Raw genomic sequence first — 14,498 nt, 5'->3', positions numbered from 1 at the left:
GTGGTTAACAATATCTAGGGACCTCCTGCTTTACATTTGCTGAAACAAAAGGTAACAGCGGTTATCTGAATGTAACAATTAAAATGTATCCCTATGAAAAACTTAAAGATCTCGGCACTTCTTGCCGTTTTAGCATGTTCTCCTTTCTATGCCAGCACAATTTCTGATGGCGGCCCTTCACTTATCCATGTCATTGCAGATGCGGTGAAGTGGAATAAAGAATCCATTGATGTAGGAAAGATTCCTCAGGGTAAGCCAAAACTGATCCGGTTTGAATTTACCAATACCAGTTCAAAACCGGTGATCATACAGAATGTAGCACCATCGTGCGGATGTACAACAGCGGACTACACAAAAACACCTATCCAGCCTGGTAAAAAAGGATTTGTAGAGGCCAGTTACAACGCAGCCGCTGCAGGAGCATTTATGAAAACAGTGAATGTGACAACCAGCGACAGCAAAACGCCAAAGACCCTTTCGTTCAAAGGGGTGGTCATCTAATACAGTATGCGGATGGTCTTCCTCTTGTATGCAAGGCCATCTTTTTTTACCGCTTTAGCGCAGAAGGTTATCGTTACCATTCACCGCTGAAGGTGATGTCTATCTTATGATCAACTTCAATACATTTATAGAGCCGGATTGTTTATCACGGCTTTTTTTATTTTCATTCAATGCCTTTTTTTTAAGTCTCCCAAATCATCACTTCTCTGAATGGGAGTGGTATGATTTCTCCAGAATTACGGTTTCTGTTAATGCCAGGCTGCTCTGACGGGCATGTATCTCTTTCCAGATGTATTGATATGCATATTCTTTAAATATAATGAGAGCATATCACTGCTTCTGTTTGTGGTACATTCAGGGTAGCATGCAAGAGGATATATAGTACTACCTTTGAAATCTTGTTAAATTTATAGTATTACTATTATATGGTTATTGATGAAGATGTACTTCTCGAAAATGGTGCCGAAATTGAAAAATATACTGCCGGGCAAATTATCTTTCCCGAAGGAGCATTACCCAGGTTTTATTATCAGATTTGTTCAGGACTCGTCAAGTTAAATTCTATCAGGGATGACGGCAGCGAAATCATTTACAGTCTGCCGTCAGCAGGCCATTGTTTTGCAGAAACCTTTCTGTGGCACGATGTACCTTATTGTCTCAATGCTGTAGCCATAGATAATACAGCTGTTTTAAAGCTGCCAAGACCTAACTTTATGCAGATTGTCAACTCGAATATAAGCTTAATGAAAACCTTGATGACGTATACTTCGGAAAGGATGTTCTACCGATACAGGATGCTTGATATCCTCTCACTGAACAATCCGTCACGAAGAGTCTATGAAGTTTTGTCTTTCCTGAAATCTCATTATAAAGTGAAGGAACCGTTTAAGTATATCGTTCCACTCACCAGGCAGCAGCTGGCAAGCATTACAGGACTTCGCGTGGAAACAGTAGTGCGCACGGTGAAAAAGCTGGAAAAAGAAAACCTGCTGATGATCTCAAAAGGAAAAATATGCTTATAGATATTCAAATTGACCTGTCTGCTAAAAAAAATTCCGTACTCTGTCGTCGTAGAAGCAATATATAGTCATTTTTCTGAATTTATTTCTTTATTTGATGAATTATTTAATATATTTACAATATGCAAAAATAAATGATAAGGATAATGGAAATTATTGATTGAGTAAAATAAGTTCAACAATAATTTAAAATTTACCATTATGATTATCAACAGATTCATCTTTTTCAAAAAGCAGTTCTTTTTGCTTTTTATCTTCACTATGGCTTGTTCTTTGAAAGCGCAGGTCGGTATCGGAACGACGAGTCCCGATCCCAGCTCGCTTCTGGATCTTACTTCTACTACAAAAGGCTTGCTTGCCCCACGGATGACAACGGTCCAGCGAAATGCAATTCCCACACCGGCTGATGGTTTGATGGTGTACGATACCACCGCAAGGCTTTTTTATTATTATGTTGCTGCCACCAATACCTGGTCTTCGGTAAGCAGCAGCTCTTCCGCGAGACAGAATTTCAAGCGGATAAAATCGACCGATGTTTTATCAACCGTGCTTTCTGCAGAATTGGCTGCAGGTGGTGGTGCACGATATGTTTTGAACGCTGCAACGCTGTATGAGATCAACGGTCAGGTGGTTCTTGATCGGCCTGTTGAGCTTAATAATGCATATGTTCAGGGTCTGGATACCAATGAAGATGTCATCGTGCGAACCAGCGGTAATATTTTTGAAGGGGCAACAGGAGGAAGTATCAGAAGTGTTACACTGAGCGCTCCTGCTGGAAGTGTATTTAATATTTCCGGAGCACCCACCCAAAACCTGATATTCAGGGATGGTATAGTCGCAAACTCAAACAGTGTAGGAACTGTTTCCGGCATGGGACTTGTATTTTTCAGCATTATCCAGTTTGCCGGTAATTCTAATGGGATCACCTATAACAATATCGGACAGCTTCTCCTTAGCAATATGGGATGGGCCGCGAACAATTCCGGGACCTACGAAAGACTTACAGGAACTTTCACTTCGGTAGAAAAGCAGGGAGGCTTTAGTCAGGTTAATGGCTCAGCCGTTGGTTTTGATGTGTCTGCCAGCGGACTTACAATTACCGGGGATGCGGTGATGGAATCCGTTGTTTTTACGGGAACCAATACGGCGGGTTATATCAGGCCTTATGCCACAGGGACTTACCCGGGATATAACTTTAACAACAGCTGGACGGTAAGGGCAGCAGGAATTCCAACCGAAGCTGATACCAATGCGGTAGGGGACTTTTCTGTGGATTATGCGGTAGGAACAGGTATTGGCGTCTCATTCAATAACTCCAATCCCAGCAATATTGTGAAGATCGGTACAGCATCGTCTGTTTCCACCTCCTTGAATCTGTTCCGTTTTTCTACAGATGGTGTTCCCAACAGGCTTAAATACCTGGGAAAAAAGAAAAGAATTTTCCAGATAACGGGATCCGTTTCGTTTCAGGTACCTGCTTCCGGAACATACATTATTTATATTGCCAAAAATGGCAGCGCCATCAGCCAATATAAAGTGTACGGAAGAGGAGCTGCCATTAACGATATTGTGGTGCTTCCCATTAACGGAACCACCGAGCTGGCAACGAACGATTATGTAGAGATATTTGCACAGCGGTATACAGGGATTATCGGTGATATCGTTGTTCCGAATATGACGATTACCATAAAATAAATAACTATAGAGTTACCATCAACTCTTATTAACAAAAAAAAATACCTATGAAGTATAATGAAGCATTAAAGTACAAGAACGAATCGGTAAAAAAAGCAGATCATTCTGTACTTGAGAACTATCATATTGTTATTGTTCCTGCTGATACAGATGAGAGTGCCAGATATATTGCAGACTACTCCAAAGAGCCTGATCAGTTTAAAGACAGCAGCTGTAAAGAATATTGCTCAAACGGAGAATTTGAGGTGGTCAGTTTCAGAAAGGAGCCTGAAGCCGAATAAGATTGTAATATTCTGACCATTCCGGCAGTTGGATTTACTCATAAAAATTAAAGAGACCTGTGGGGTCTCTTTAATTTTTTATCAAAATGGATAGACTTACACAGCCTTACTGTTGAGGGCGGTATCTGCTACTTTTGTAAGAAGCTCATCACATTTTTTCTCTTCACCTAAGGTATCGGTGAAATTTTTAAGACATTTCTTTTCCTTCAGTACTTTGGCAAATGCAGCAAGCGTACCATATGTTGCGATTTCGTAATGTTCCACCTTCTGAGCAGCGGCTATAATTCCGGCATCTCTTACAGCGCCCGGTTTCGTCTCTTTGACGATACTTTTGCCTTCATCAAGAAGTCCCTGCATCGCGTCACATTTCTTAGCCTGGGCTTTCTTACCGATTGCTTTAAAACAGTCTTCCAATCTCTGTACATGAACTTTTGTTTCAGCGATATGATTTTCAATGGCTGTTTTTAGCTTTTTATCGGTTGCATTTTTCATCATGGTCGGCAATGCTTTTACCAATGCTTTTTCTGCCCAATAAATATCTTTTAGGGATTCTTCAAAAAGATCCTTAAGATCCTTGGCCGCATCTTTTTTTGCAGGTGTTTTGGAAGTGCTTCTTGCCGGTGATTTAGCTGCTGATTTTGTTTTTGCGCTTGCCGTTCTTTTTACGGGTGCTTTTTTCTTTTCCATAATCAATAAATGTTGTGGTTAGTTGGATATAGAGCTGCAAGTATAAGGCCATTATAGCGTGGAATGCATCGAATGTGGTATATAAAGACATAGCTATTCCCGTAACGATGGTACCGGGAACAGATAACCGTCCGGATAATAGTATAGAAACATTCTCATTATTTCTCTTGACGCCAGATGGAAATCCTTTTTCCGGCAACGGTCTGCATTGAGATCTATTTCAGATAATTCTTTTCGGATAAAGAATGATCTGCAGGCCGGTCTGCTTATTTTCTGCTGATCTTCCCGGGAGTAAAACCGAAATGTTTTTTGAATGCAGCTGTAAAATTCGTCGAATCGCTGTAGCCCATCATAAATGCTGTTTCATTCACGTTCATGTCTTCGTTCAAAAGAAGACTTTTTGCTTTTTCCATTCTTCTGCTGATGGTATACGAATAGATACTTTGGTGATAAAGTGCTTTGAAGCTCTTTTTCAGATGGTATTCATTGATGCCGGCGAGCCGTGACAGTTCAGAAATAGAATAGGGATGCGGCAAGTTCTGATCGATCAGCTCCCTGATCCCGGAGATTTTCTTTTCAATGACTGAGGGCACCGGCTTTTCATTTTTCTCAGACAAAGCACTATATTGTTCAATCTGCAGAAAAAGCAATTCATAGACACAGTTTTCAATATAAAGCCTTCGAAGCCCCCCGGCATGTCTGTTGGCAATAATTTCATTAAGTAACAGGTGCATTTTGGGAGTGATATTCAGATGATGATCAAAAAGAGCGGTATTTCTCTGCCGTTCCATATTCTTTAAAAAATCGCTGTACTGTACTCCTTTCAGATACCGGGCAATATTTTCAGGATAGATGGTGATGGTGACGGCTTTTTTGCCTTTACCACACGGCCAGACGCTTCGATAGCCGCTCTGCGAATAATACACAATATTATGCTGGTTGCTGTCTATCGATACCGAATCTGAGTTTCCGTCCAGGTAAAGAACCGTACTGCCGGAAAGGAAAAACATCATTTCGATCACCGGCTGATCTGCCTGAACATAAAAATCAATATCCCGTAATGCATCGATCTCTATATTGGAAATGCAGATATCGGAAAGAGCAAGAATAAGATTCCGGTCTTGGACGCCGTCCGCAAAACTGGTTCTCTGAGTTTCTACAATTTCCAGAAAATCTATCTTTTTTGGGATACCGTTGATGACCGAAATACCCGTGGGGGACAAACTGTCTACTTTAATCTTCATTTTTACTTTTTTCATCGAAATTATTCCATCTTTCATCTTATGGGATCTTGCTGGAATAAATATCTTAGCACTTACAAATTTATTTAAAATTATTCTAAATAAAAAGAACATAAGTTTTTAATAATAGAATAATACCAACAAAGTCATTTTGCTCAGAACCGTTATATTAATATTATTTTTAATTTTTTTATCTTTTGTCTCACTTTTTGTTGGGGCAAAAGATATTTCAATAGCAGATATTATCCGTCAGGAGCCGTTGGAAAGTCTTGTCATGGCAGTCAGCAGAGCTCCCAGAACATTTAGTGTTATTCTGGCTGGTGCAGGACTGAGCATTTCCGGACTGATCATGCAGCAGATCACACAGAATAAATTTGTTTCTCCCAGTACGGCAGGCACACTCGAAGGTACGAAACTCGGTCTGCTTCTGGCAGCCGTTTTTATCCCCACTTCGGGTATTCTGCTCAAATCTGTATTTGCCTTTGTTTTCACTCTTCTCACCACCCTTGTTTTTCTTAAAATGATCAGGCATATCCGCTTTCGGAACGTTATTTTTATTCCGCTGGCGGGATTGATGTTTGGGGGAATTATCAACTCGGTTACAACGTTCTTTGCGGTGAATTTTAATATCGTTCAGACCGTTAATACCTGGATGCTCGGTGATTTTTCTGGTGTTCTGCAAGGACGTTATGAAATGATATACCTCAGTATTCCACCGGTAGTCATTACCTATTTCTACGCAAACCGCTTTATGGCAGCAGGAATGGGCGAAGACTTTTCGAAAAACCTTGGGCTCAATTATCAGGCTGTTCTTTATCTGGGAATGGTATTAGTTGCCGTCACCGTCTCTGTTATTACCGTTACAGCCGGAGCTATATCATTTGTAGGGCTGGTGGTTCCTAATATCGTAAGTCTCATCTCCGGAGATAATACCCGCAAAATCTTACCCTATGTTGCCCTGTCGGGTGCCTTGCTCTTGCTGGTATGTGATCTGATCGGGCGTATTGTTATCTTTCCTTTTGAAATACCGATTGGCCTGATGGCCGGCTGTCTTGGCGGGGGTATATTTCTAATCCTTTTACTGCGCAAAAGATGAAACAGAACAAAAAAATAGGAGGTCTTTGTGCGCTTGCTGTTATCAGCGTGTTGTTTTATCTGTTCTTTGGGCTCAGAGGAGACTGGAGTTTTTCTTTAGAACTGCGCTCTTTTAAAATCCTGGCTATTGCCTTGGTTGCCTGTTGTATCGGATATTCATCGGTTGCATTTCAGACTATTACAGCCAACAGAATTCTTACCCCTTCCGTTATGGGCTTTGAAGCGGTATATATGCTGTTGCAGACTATACTGGTTTTTGCCTTTGGCGAAAAGATGGTAACGGTTGTGAACAGCCTGCAGAGTTTTGCGCTGTCTGTGGTGTGTATGGCTGCCTTTTCTGCCGTTGTATATGTTGTAATGTATAAGAGGTCAGGAGCCAACATTTATCTTATGGTCCTGGTAGGCCTGGTATTCGGAATGGTAATGGATTCTATGAGCTCTTTCATGCAGCTGATCATCGATCCCAATGATTTCTTTATCCTGCAGGGTAAAATGTTTGCTTCCTTCAATAAGATCAACAGGGAAATTCTATGGTATGCTGCTTTTTTGATTATTCCTGTGCTGGCAATAGGCTGGCGTATGAATAGCAAACTGGATATTATTTCTCTCGGAAAAGAAAATTCGGTGAGCCTGGGAGTACATTACAAAAAAACGGTCCGTTATGTACTCATGCTGATCGCGGTAATGGTTTCTTCCTCTACTGCGCTTATCGGCCCCGTAGGTTTTCTGGGATTGCTTACGGCAAACCTTACCTATGTGGTGCTCAGCACGTATAAACATAAAATACTGATTCCGGGTTGCTGTCTGGTAACCTTCATCACCATTGTGCTGGGGCAGCTGATTACGGAGCAGGTATTCAATCTGAAAACACCGCTTTCCACAATTATCAATTTTGTGGGCGGAATATACTTTATGGTGCTCATCTTAAAATCTGAAAAGCTGTGATAGAAATTAAAGATATTTATAAAAGTTTTGGAACCCGGGATATTCTTAATGGGATCAACCTGAAAATTCCTGAGGCTAAGATTACTGCCCTGATCGGGAGTAACGGTGCCGGTAAAAGTACGCTGCTCTCTGTCATTAGCCGATTGCTGAAGCAGGACAGTGGTTTGGTTCTGGTAAATGAAAAGAATATACAGGATTTTAAAAATAAAGTCCTTGCCCAAAAGCTGTCAGTTCTTAAGCAGTTTAACCATATTACCATAAAAATAACCGTACGGGAGCTCATCAGTTTCGGACGGTTTCCTTATTCAGAAAACCGATTGTCCGATCATGACCTGCAAAAAATAGAGGAAGCCATCCGGTTCTTGAACCTTGAAGATATTGCGGATTCCTATCTGGAAGAGCTCAGCGGCGGACAGAAACAGAGAGCTTATCTTGCGATGGTGGTAGCTCAGGATACACAGTATATCCTTCTGGATGAACCCCTGAATAATCTGGATATGAAACACGCCGTTCAGATGATGAAAACTTTAAAGAAACTTACCGAAGAATGGGGGAAAACTATTATTGTGGTTTTGCATGACATCAATTTTGCTTCCGCGTATTCCGATTATATTGTTGCCTTAAAGAATGGGGAAATCTGCTGTTTTGATGAAACCAATAAAGTGATCGATGAAAAGACACTTGCCGAAATTTTTGAAATTCCTTTTACAATTTCAATGTTGAACAATAAAAAATTCTGTAATTACTATAATACTGATTAATATGAAAAAACTATCGCTAGTGGTGGCTGCCTCAGCAGCTTTTCTTTTTACGCAATGTAAAGAGAGTTCTAAAAATACAGCTTCCAATAATGAATCTGTAAAGATCGTTCACCAGCTTGATACGGTCTCCGTAGTTAAAAATCCTCAAAGAATGGTGGTGCTGGATTACAGTGCTCTCGAAAACCTGGATTATATAGGAGCAAAGGTGGTCGGAATTCCTAAATCTGGCTTGCCCTCCCATTTAAAAAAGTATGGTGATGATCCTTCAGTCACCGATCTTGGTAACCTGGTGGAGGTAAACATCGAAAAAATTAATGAACTTCATCCGGATGTTATTATAATGGGTGGCCGTCTTCGCGATTCCTATGCTCAGATGTCAAAGATAGCACCTACTGTTCTGGTGGAATGGGATACCAAAAACCCAATGGGTGCACTGAATAAGAACCTGGATAACCTTGGAGCTCTTTTCAACAAAAAAGAAGAATATACAAAAGGGTATAAGGATCTTGTGGAAAAAGGAAATAAGATCAGATCCAAGGCTGAAAAAGCAGATAAAAAAGCATTAATTGTCTTGCATAATAAAGGCAGAATGAGTGCGTATGGAAGCGGTTCCAGATTTGGGATGATTCATGACGTGCTTGGGGTAAAGGAAGCGGCAACGGGACTTGGAGTGCACTTGCACGGGACCAGTGTTTCCAGTGAGTTTGTAATGGATAAAAATCCGGATATCCTTTTTGTCATCGACAGAAGTGATGCCATTGGAGATAAGGCGCTGAATAAAGAAGAGTTTGAAAATAAGCTGATCAAGAATACCAATGCTTATAAAAACGGCAAGATTGTGTACCTTAATTCTTCTGTATGGTACCTTTCCGGAAATGGCATTGAGTCAGTCAATATGATGATGGATGAGGTAGAAAAAGCATTAGACTGATATCAGTTTCAATACTTGTTTCTTCTGTAAATAGATGGCCTGCCATGTACATATCGGGTATATGGCAGGCCATATTATATGGTGTCAACAGAAGGTTGTCGTTTTCTTTTGCTGTTGCTGATCAGTGATGTCTGGTCCCTTTTTTGTGATAGTTGATGTTTTTGACCGGTACGGGAGCCTTGGCTGAAAAGCTGTTTTCTGAATTGAAGGAACGGTTTTCACTATGTACTTTTTGATGATCCTCCGGAACATCAAAATGAATTTCTTTCCCGTTTTGATACAATTTATGATCGTACGTCTGATATATTGAATCTTGCTCATACGTATTTCCATCTGGGGCTACAAATCGTTGCCGTTGAGGTTTTCTTCTTTTTGAAAGGCCCCACAGAACGATACCGCCGGTACCTATAAGTGCTAAGGCTAGTTTTACTTTAGTATCCATAATAATAAATTTGGTGGTGAGAATAATGTTGTGCTTTACAACATACTCTATGACCATCAAGGAACATTCCAAGTTGTGAAATGTGGTATTTTTTATTTAGTACATAAACAGGGTAAAAACCTGCAGGAAATTGAGGATTTAAATTTTAAGAAAATTTTAACAAAGTATTTCTCTTTTAGGTATGGATGTTGTTTATTTATATACCAAATACTTAATTATAAATATTATGAACAATTCAGATTACAACAAAGCGGAAAAAGCGGTTAATGAAACGGAAAACTCTTTAAAAAATGCAGCGACTGATGCCAAATGGAAGGTGAGTGATCTTGCAGATAAAGCAAGAGATTACATCAATGAAAAAAGAGAAGGTGATCAGGAAGCAAGCCAGGAAGGTTGGCTGGAAAAAGTAAAAGCCAATGTATCTGACGCTTGGGAAGATATTAAAGATAAGGCAGATGAAGCTTGGGAAAAGACCAAAGATGCTGCAGAAGACGTTAAGGCAGAATGGAATAAGAAAACCAATTAATTCTATTCTCAAAACCATAAAAAAACCAGAATCACAAGATTCTGGTTTTTTATTTGGTTTATTTATGTACCACATTTTTGGTGGCATATCTCATTAAAAAGTAGGTAACTGCTCCTCAATTTTGCATCAGGACTGGTGTGGTCTGAGTGTCTTTTTTGATTGTAAATCCTGGAAGTTGAGCATTTAAATTTCACCCATCACATACATATTCTCCATGGTAGGAGCAGGGCTTCCCCCTTCTTTTTCAAGCGTGATGGCGAAGGCCTGTGCCTTGGAGATACTGGCAAGAGCTATCTGGCTGTCTTTTTCCTCGGTATACATTCCTGCACTTACGGGTTTGCCGTCTTCAATGGCCCATAGTTGGTACTGCATTCCCGCCGGAGCCTCAGGGAGACTTTCCGCATTCAGGTACACTTCTTTTGTTTTCTGATCCCAAAAAACCATAGCTTTAGCATCCTGATGTTTTTCGACTCCTTTTAGCATGACCCTCTGCATATCCGGATTGGAAAATAAGCTCAGCTTCCTGTTCATCTTCTGCATTGCTGCATCCTGAGAATTATTTTCTGCTGCCAGTTTTGTCATTTCCTGCTTGGCAGCAGACTGTTGGTTTATCCAGAAAACATTGCCCGCTATACTTAAAAGCAACAGCACCGATGCTGCAATAGCGTACGGCTTCCAATTGGCCTTGGCCTGGATCTGCACAGGGACAATCCTTTCATTATATTCTTTACCCTCCGTACTCTCTTTGGAAATAAGCTTTTCTTCTTCAGCAGGCTGTTCCTGAATTTTCTTCCAGATCTTGGATTTTAAATCTCCGGAAGGGCTTACTGCCTGTGCCGTAGCAAGAGTTTCCAGGGTTTTCTGCGCCTCCTCAAAAGCCGCTTTTACTTCAGCATTATTCTTCATCACACACTCCAAAATACCCGCTTCCTCGGGAGAAGCATGGCCAAGAATATAAGATTCTATAATTCCGGATGATATGTATTCTTTAGTGTTCAATTTATTGATAATCTTTTAACAAATCCTTTAATTTCATCAATGCATTCCGCATTTTCGTTTTTACCGTTCCCAGCGGGATCTTCAGTTTCTCAGATATTTCGTTTTGGGTATAGCCCTGATAATAGGCAAGATCAATAAGTTCCTGCTTATCATTTTCAAGACCTTCAAGCACGTTGTTGAGTCCGATATAATCGGATGAATTGTTTGTGGTTGAAAGTTCTGCAGTGTTATATACGAAATCCGGAAGTGATTGGTTTTTAAGATCGTTTTGAAATCCTTTAGACTTCAGATAATCGATCGCAGTGTTTCTGGCAATATTGATCATCCAGGTATAAAACCTGCCTTTGGAAGCATCATATTGATGAATAGAATTCCATATTTTAACAAAAACATCCTGAATCACCTCTTCTGTACATTCTTTAGACTGAACAATACGGAGAACGATTCCGTAGAGCGCACCAGAATAGTGGTCATACAGATAATGAAAACCATTTTCGTTTTTTTCTTTTAATAAAACGATAAGTTCCGCTTCCGAATAGGTTGTTTTAATAGTTGTTATTTTTCCATCCAAATGTAATCAAATAAAACATATACGCAACAAAATCCGGATAATATTTTATTGTTCGTCTGACAGTAAGAAAATTTTTAATGAAAATGCATAGATCAGAAACACATCCTCAAAGTAATGCTGAATCATTCTATGACAGCTTCTGCAGAAATATTCAAAACAGACTTTTTACAGCAAAACCTTTATGTACTGGTTGCAGAAGTCTATTGAAAATAAGCATTATGAAGAGAATGAAATTTTGTAAACAGAGCGTTGTGGCCGGCCGGGGATGAAGACGTAGAAAGTCTTTTGACCGAAGCGTATTATTTCTTTTTACTTCTTCAACGATGCTTCTGACCATAGCTACAGAAGCTGTAGGTTACAGATGTTTTTCTCGTCTTTACTGATTTTTGATAACGGACAAAATCAACAGAAAAATAGCTCCGGATGAACTCAGATTGCATTTTTTTAGATTCGGATGAAAAATAATATACTGATTTACAGTTATTTATATTTTATTTTGTTTTTTTTCAATCTAAACTGAAGCCAAGCTCGTAAATGATTTTAAGAACACAAATTACATATACTAATTAAAAAATCAATCTAATGAACACACGATCAACAATCACAATTTTAGCAATGACAGCATTATCATTTGCTTTCGGCGGGAAGGTAAGTGCACAAACGATGAAAGAAAAAACAGTAATGGTAGGCGGTGCCCCCATGTATCCATCAAAGAATATTATAGAAAACGCCGTCAACTCCAAAGATCATACAACACTTGTAGCCGCAGTAAAAGCTGCAGGGTTGGTAGAAACATTGCAGGGAGCAGGACCATTTACCGTATTGGCACCTACTGATGCAGCTTTTGCAAAGCTTCCGAAAGGAACTGTAGAAAACCTGGTGAAACCTGAAAATAAAGCAATGCTTACCGGCATATTAACCTATCATGTTCTGCCTGGTAAATATAATGCGAAAGAAATATGGGCTGCTGTAAAGGCTGGAAACGGGAAAAGCATGATGAAAACATTACAGGGAGAAGGGCTTACATTCTGGACTAAAGGTAAAGACCTCTATGTAACGGATGCTAAAAATAACAGTGCGAAAGTAACCATTACGGATGTGAACCAGTCTAACGGAGTCATTCATGTAATAGATACGGTTTTAATGCCGTAATCTCACAGAAACCAAACAGCATATCAACGTGCTGTTTTTCCATTTTCAAGTAATCAAACACTTAAAAATCAATATTATGAAAAAAACAATTCACGTTTCCAATCAGGGGGCAACCCTTGATACAGGCAGAAGAAACTTCCTGAAACTGGGTGGTGTAGGATTGGCGATTGCCGGCCTCACATTAATAGGTTGTGACGACGATGATTTTCAGATGGTGGATGACAGCAAGACCTTTGATCTGGGAACCGGGGATGTAGGGATATTAAATTATGCCTACGCGCTGGAACAGCTGGAAGCCGATTTTTATACCAAGGTGGTTAATAATTTTTATACCGGTATTTCCAGTGTAGAAAAAGAGGTTTTTACAGATCTTTATCATCATGAAGTAATTCACCGGGACTTTTTCAAAGCGGCCATTAGTGGTGCGACCCAAAATGTACTTCCGAAGCTTGACTTTCAGTACCCCAATGTAAACTTTAGTGACAGAAACTCGGTGCTGGCAACTGCCAAAGCATTGGAAGATACCGGAGTGGCGGCATACAATGGTGCCGGAAAATATATTACCAATCCCGAATATCTTGTGATTGCCGGGAAAATCGTTTCTGTAGAAGCGAGACATGCTTCTGCAATAAGAAATCTGATCAATCCCGGATCGGCAGATTTTTCCGGAGATGATGTAGTGGATGCTAATGGGCTTGATCCTGCCAAAGAACCGAAGGATATTGTTTCGGTAGCAGGAGGCTTTATAAAAACCCGTTTCACATGGAAAGAACGGGGTATCGTTTAATTATTCATCTTCAAAAATTGGTATTATGAACATTCTTAAATTATTAGATAAGCTTTCTCATGATAAATTTTTTACCACAGAAGCTTCACGATTAGAAACGATCACAGAAATGTCTTTATTCGGAAAAAAAGCAGCGGTAGCTGCTGTACCTCTGGGACTGGGAGTGATGATGGCGACTCCCGCAAAAGCAGAGACCGGGAATAATAAATTTACAGGAGCAGCCTTAAAAAGTACCTTGACTGATGCCTTACAGCTTGCCCTGGTCCTGGAATACCTTGAAAATGAGTATTACAGTATAGGATTGGCTGCTCCGGGACTGATTCCTAATGGAGACAGAACCGTTTTTATGCAGATTTCCAAGCACGAGTCAGCGCATGTCAATTTCCTGAAAAGTACCCTTACCTCACTGGGAACGACTCCCGGAGCTAAGCCGACATTTGACTTTACCGCTAGCGGGAATTTTTCACCTTTTACAGATTATAATCAGTTCCTGATTCTGGCACAGGCTTTTGAAGATACCGGTGTACGGGCATATAAAGGACAGGCGGGAAATGTGATGTCCAATAAGGTGGTCCTTCAGGCTGCCTTACAAATTCATTCTGTAGAAGCAAGGCACGCTTCGCAGGTGAGAAGAATGAGGGCCAATAAAGGCTGGATAGAACTGGCTAACGGTGGGAATATGCCAGCCGCTACCAATCCTGTCTATGCAGGTGAAGACAATGTGAATCAGGGAGGCTTCAATACCGGAACCTTATTTGGTGCAGCAGCAGGTTCTGCTGCCTATGATGAAATTTTAAGTGGCAGTGATGCACAGGCTATCGCTTCACTGTTTATCGTATAGTTGTGATTGATGATGGTGTTGTGG

General features: G+C 40.3%; 17 protein-coding genes. 12 read left to right on the top strand and 5 right to left on the bottom strand.

Features of this window, described 5'->3' with window-relative positions:
- Positions 1-93 precede the first annotated feature (93 nt).
- The 4 genes from DRF67_RS01415 to DRF67_RS01400 all read left to right on the top strand — a co-directional run bounded on the left by DRF67_RS01415 (position 94) and on the right by DRF67_RS01400 (position 3,496).
- The gene (locus tag DRF67_RS01415) at positions 94-501 is read left to right on the top strand and encodes a DUF1573 domain-containing protein (RefSeq protein WP_115926045.1); all 408 of its coding nucleotides are present in this window, start codon (positions 94-96) and stop codon (positions 499-501) included.
- A gap of 425 nt (positions 502-926) precedes the next feature.
- Positions 927-1,523 (top strand): Crp/Fnr family transcriptional regulator, encoded by a 597-nt coding sequence (locus DRF67_RS01410; RefSeq protein ID WP_115926044.1) that lies wholly within the window; start codon positions 927-929, stop codon positions 1,521-1,523.
- 198 nt (positions 1,524-1,721) lie between these two features.
- Positions 1,722-3,215 carry a hypothetical protein gene (locus tag DRF67_RS01405; protein WP_228435707.1) on the top strand — a complete coding sequence of 498 codons (1,494 nt, stop codon included), beginning with the start codon at positions 1,722-1,724 and terminating at the stop codon, positions 3,213-3,215.
- A 47-nt stretch (positions 3,216-3,262) separates the two neighbouring features.
- Positions 3,263-3,496: a hypothetical protein gene (locus tag DRF67_RS01400; RefSeq protein ID WP_115926043.1), complete on the top strand. Its 234-nt coding sequence runs from the start codon at positions 3,263-3,265 to the stop codon at positions 3,494-3,496.
- Positions 3,497-3,592: 96 nt separating this feature from the next.
- Here DRF67_RS01400 and DRF67_RS01395 read toward each other — a convergent pair whose 3' ends face one another.
- Together DRF67_RS01395 and DRF67_RS01390 are read right to left on the bottom strand one after the other, a co-directional pair.
- The gene (locus tag DRF67_RS01395; RefSeq protein ID WP_115926042.1) at positions 3,593-4,183 is read right to left on the bottom strand and encodes a YciE/YciF ferroxidase family protein; all 591 of its coding nucleotides are present in this window, start codon (positions 4,181-4,183) and stop codon (positions 3,593-3,595) included.
- Positions 4,184-4,449: 266 nt separating this feature from the next.
- The gene (locus tag DRF67_RS01390; RefSeq protein WP_165851719.1) at positions 4,450-5,463 is read right to left on the bottom strand and encodes a helix-turn-helix transcriptional regulator; all 1,014 of its coding nucleotides are present in this window, start codon (positions 5,461-5,463) and stop codon (positions 4,450-4,452) included.
- Positions 5,464-5,575: 112 nt separating this feature from the next.
- Between DRF67_RS01390 and DRF67_RS01385 the strand changes: the two genes are divergently transcribed.
- Genes DRF67_RS01385 through DRF67_RS01370 form a run of 4 tightly spaced genes read left to right on the top strand, consistent with a single transcriptional unit; the run spans position 5,576 to position 9,156 of the window.
- Entirely contained in the window at positions 5,576-6,520 is a 945-nt protein-coding gene (locus DRF67_RS01385; RefSeq protein ID WP_115926040.1) for an ABC transporter permease, read from the top strand.
- Positions 6,517-7,464, top strand: coding sequence for an iron chelate uptake ABC transporter family permease subunit (locus DRF67_RS01380; protein WP_115926039.1), 948 nt, complete (start codon positions 6,517-6,519; stop codon positions 7,462-7,464). The genes DRF67_RS01385 and DRF67_RS01380 overlap by 4 nt, the downstream gene beginning before the upstream one ends.
- On the top strand, positions 7,461-8,225 hold the full coding sequence (locus DRF67_RS01375; protein WP_115926038.1) for an iron ABC transporter ATP-binding protein: 765 nt from the start codon (positions 7,461-7,463) through the stop codon (positions 8,223-8,225). Before DRF67_RS01380 ends, DRF67_RS01375 begins: the two co-directional genes overlap by 4 nt.
- 1 nt (position 8,226) lies before the next feature.
- Positions 8,227-9,156, top strand: a complete 930-nt coding sequence (locus DRF67_RS01370; protein ID WP_115926037.1) for a siderophore ABC transporter substrate-binding protein — start codon at positions 8,227-8,229, stop codon at positions 9,154-9,156.
- A gap of 121 nt (positions 9,157-9,277) precedes the next feature.
- Here DRF67_RS01370 and DRF67_RS01365 read toward each other — a convergent pair whose 3' ends face one another.
- On the bottom strand, positions 9,278-9,598 hold the full coding sequence (locus DRF67_RS01365; protein WP_123912693.1) for a hypothetical protein: 321 nt from the start codon (positions 9,596-9,598) through the stop codon (positions 9,278-9,280).
- Between the two features lie 226 nt (positions 9,599-9,824).
- Here DRF67_RS01365 and DRF67_RS01360 point away from each other — a divergent pair, with 226 nt between their 5' ends.
- On the top strand, positions 9,825-10,124 hold the full coding sequence (locus tag DRF67_RS01360; protein WP_115926290.1) for a hypothetical protein: 300 nt from the start codon (positions 9,825-9,827) through the stop codon (positions 10,122-10,124).
- 183 nt (positions 10,125-10,307) lie between these two features.
- Here DRF67_RS01360 and DRF67_RS01355 read toward each other — a convergent pair whose 3' ends face one another.
- The gene (locus DRF67_RS01355; protein WP_115926035.1) at positions 10,308-11,123 is read right to left on the bottom strand and encodes an anti-sigma factor; all 816 of its coding nucleotides are present in this window, start codon (positions 11,121-11,123) and stop codon (positions 10,308-10,310) included.
- Between the two features lies 1 nt (position 11,124).
- Positions 11,125-11,694: an RNA polymerase sigma factor gene (locus DRF67_RS01350; RefSeq protein ID WP_228435706.1), complete on the bottom strand. Its 570-nt coding sequence runs from the start codon at positions 11,692-11,694 to the stop codon at positions 11,125-11,127.
- Positions 11,695-12,276: 582 nt separating this feature from the next.
- On the opposite strand from DRF67_RS01350, the gene DRF67_RS01345 reads away from it, so the two are divergent.
- From DRF67_RS01345 to DRF67_RS01335, 3 genes are all read left to right on the top strand, one after another.
- Positions 12,277-12,846: a fasciclin domain-containing protein gene (locus tag DRF67_RS01345; RefSeq protein WP_115926034.1), complete on the top strand. Its 570-nt coding sequence runs from the start codon at positions 12,277-12,279 to the stop codon at positions 12,844-12,846.
- 76 nt (positions 12,847-12,922) lie between these two features.
- Positions 12,923-13,633 (top strand): ferritin-like domain-containing protein, encoded by a 711-nt coding sequence (locus DRF67_RS01340; protein ID WP_115926033.1) that lies wholly within the window; start codon positions 12,923-12,925, stop codon positions 13,631-13,633.
- Between the two features lie 25 nt (positions 13,634-13,658).
- The gene (locus tag DRF67_RS01335) at positions 13,659-14,474 is read left to right on the top strand and encodes a ferritin-like domain-containing protein (protein WP_115926032.1); all 816 of its coding nucleotides are present in this window, start codon (positions 13,659-13,661) and stop codon (positions 14,472-14,474) included.
- Positions 14,475-14,498: the final 24 nt, after the last annotated feature.

Origin of the sequence: Chryseobacterium pennipullorum, assembly GCF_003384725.1 — a bacterium.
GTDB lineage: Bacteria > Bacteroidota > Bacteroidia > Flavobacteriales > Weeksellaceae > Chryseobacterium > Chryseobacterium pennipullorum.
The sequence above is the reverse complement of the archived record's forward strand: the minus strand, read 5'-3'. Positions and strand labels throughout refer to the sequence as shown.

Excerpts from the sequence above, each read along its gene's own strand:
- DRF67_RS01410 (WP_115926044.1), top strand. The coding sequence starts at position 927 with ATGGTTATTGATGAAGATGTACTTCTCGAAAATGGTGCCGAAATTGAA.
- DRF67_RS01360 (WP_115926290.1), top strand. The coding sequence starts at position 9,825 with ATGAACAATTCAGATTACAACAAAGCGGAAAAAGCGGTTAATGAAACG.
- DRF67_RS01340 (WP_115926033.1), top strand. The coding sequence starts at position 12,923 with ATGAAAAAAACAATTCACGTTTCCAATCAGGGGGCAACCCTTGATACA.
- DRF67_RS01380 (WP_115926039.1), top strand. The coding sequence starts at position 6,517 with ATGAAACAGAACAAAAAAATAGGAGGTCTTTGTGCGCTTGCTGTTATC.
- DRF67_RS01345 (WP_115926034.1), top strand. The coding sequence starts at position 12,277 with ATGAACACACGATCAACAATCACAATTTTAGCAATGACAGCATTATCA.
- DRF67_RS01400 (WP_115926043.1), top strand. The coding sequence starts at position 3,263 with ATGAAGTATAATGAAGCATTAAAGTACAAGAACGAATCGGTAAAAAAA.
- DRF67_RS01370 (WP_115926037.1), top strand. The coding sequence starts at position 8,227 with ATGAAAAAACTATCGCTAGTGGTGGCTGCCTCAGCAGCTTTTCTTTTT.
- DRF67_RS01405 (WP_228435707.1), top strand. The coding sequence starts at position 1,722 with ATGATTATCAACAGATTCATCTTTTTCAAAAAGCAGTTCTTTTTGCTT.
- DRF67_RS01365 (WP_123912693.1), bottom strand. The coding sequence starts at position 9,598 with ATGGATACTAAAGTAAAACTAGCCTTAGCACTTATAGGTACCGGCGGT.
- DRF67_RS01335 (WP_115926032.1), top strand. The coding sequence starts at position 13,659 with ATGAACATTCTTAAATTATTAGATAAGCTTTCTCATGATAAATTTTTT.
- DRF67_RS01390 (WP_165851719.1), bottom strand. The coding sequence starts at position 5,463 with ATGAAAGATGGAATAATTTCGATGAAAAAAGTAAAAATGAAGATTAAA.
- DRF67_RS01395 (WP_115926042.1), bottom strand. The coding sequence starts at position 4,183 with ATGGAAAAGAAAAAAGCACCCGTAAAAAGAACGGCAAGCGCAAAAACA.
- DRF67_RS01415 (WP_115926045.1), top strand. The coding sequence starts at position 94 with ATGAAAAACTTAAAGATCTCGGCACTTCTTGCCGTTTTAGCATGTTCT.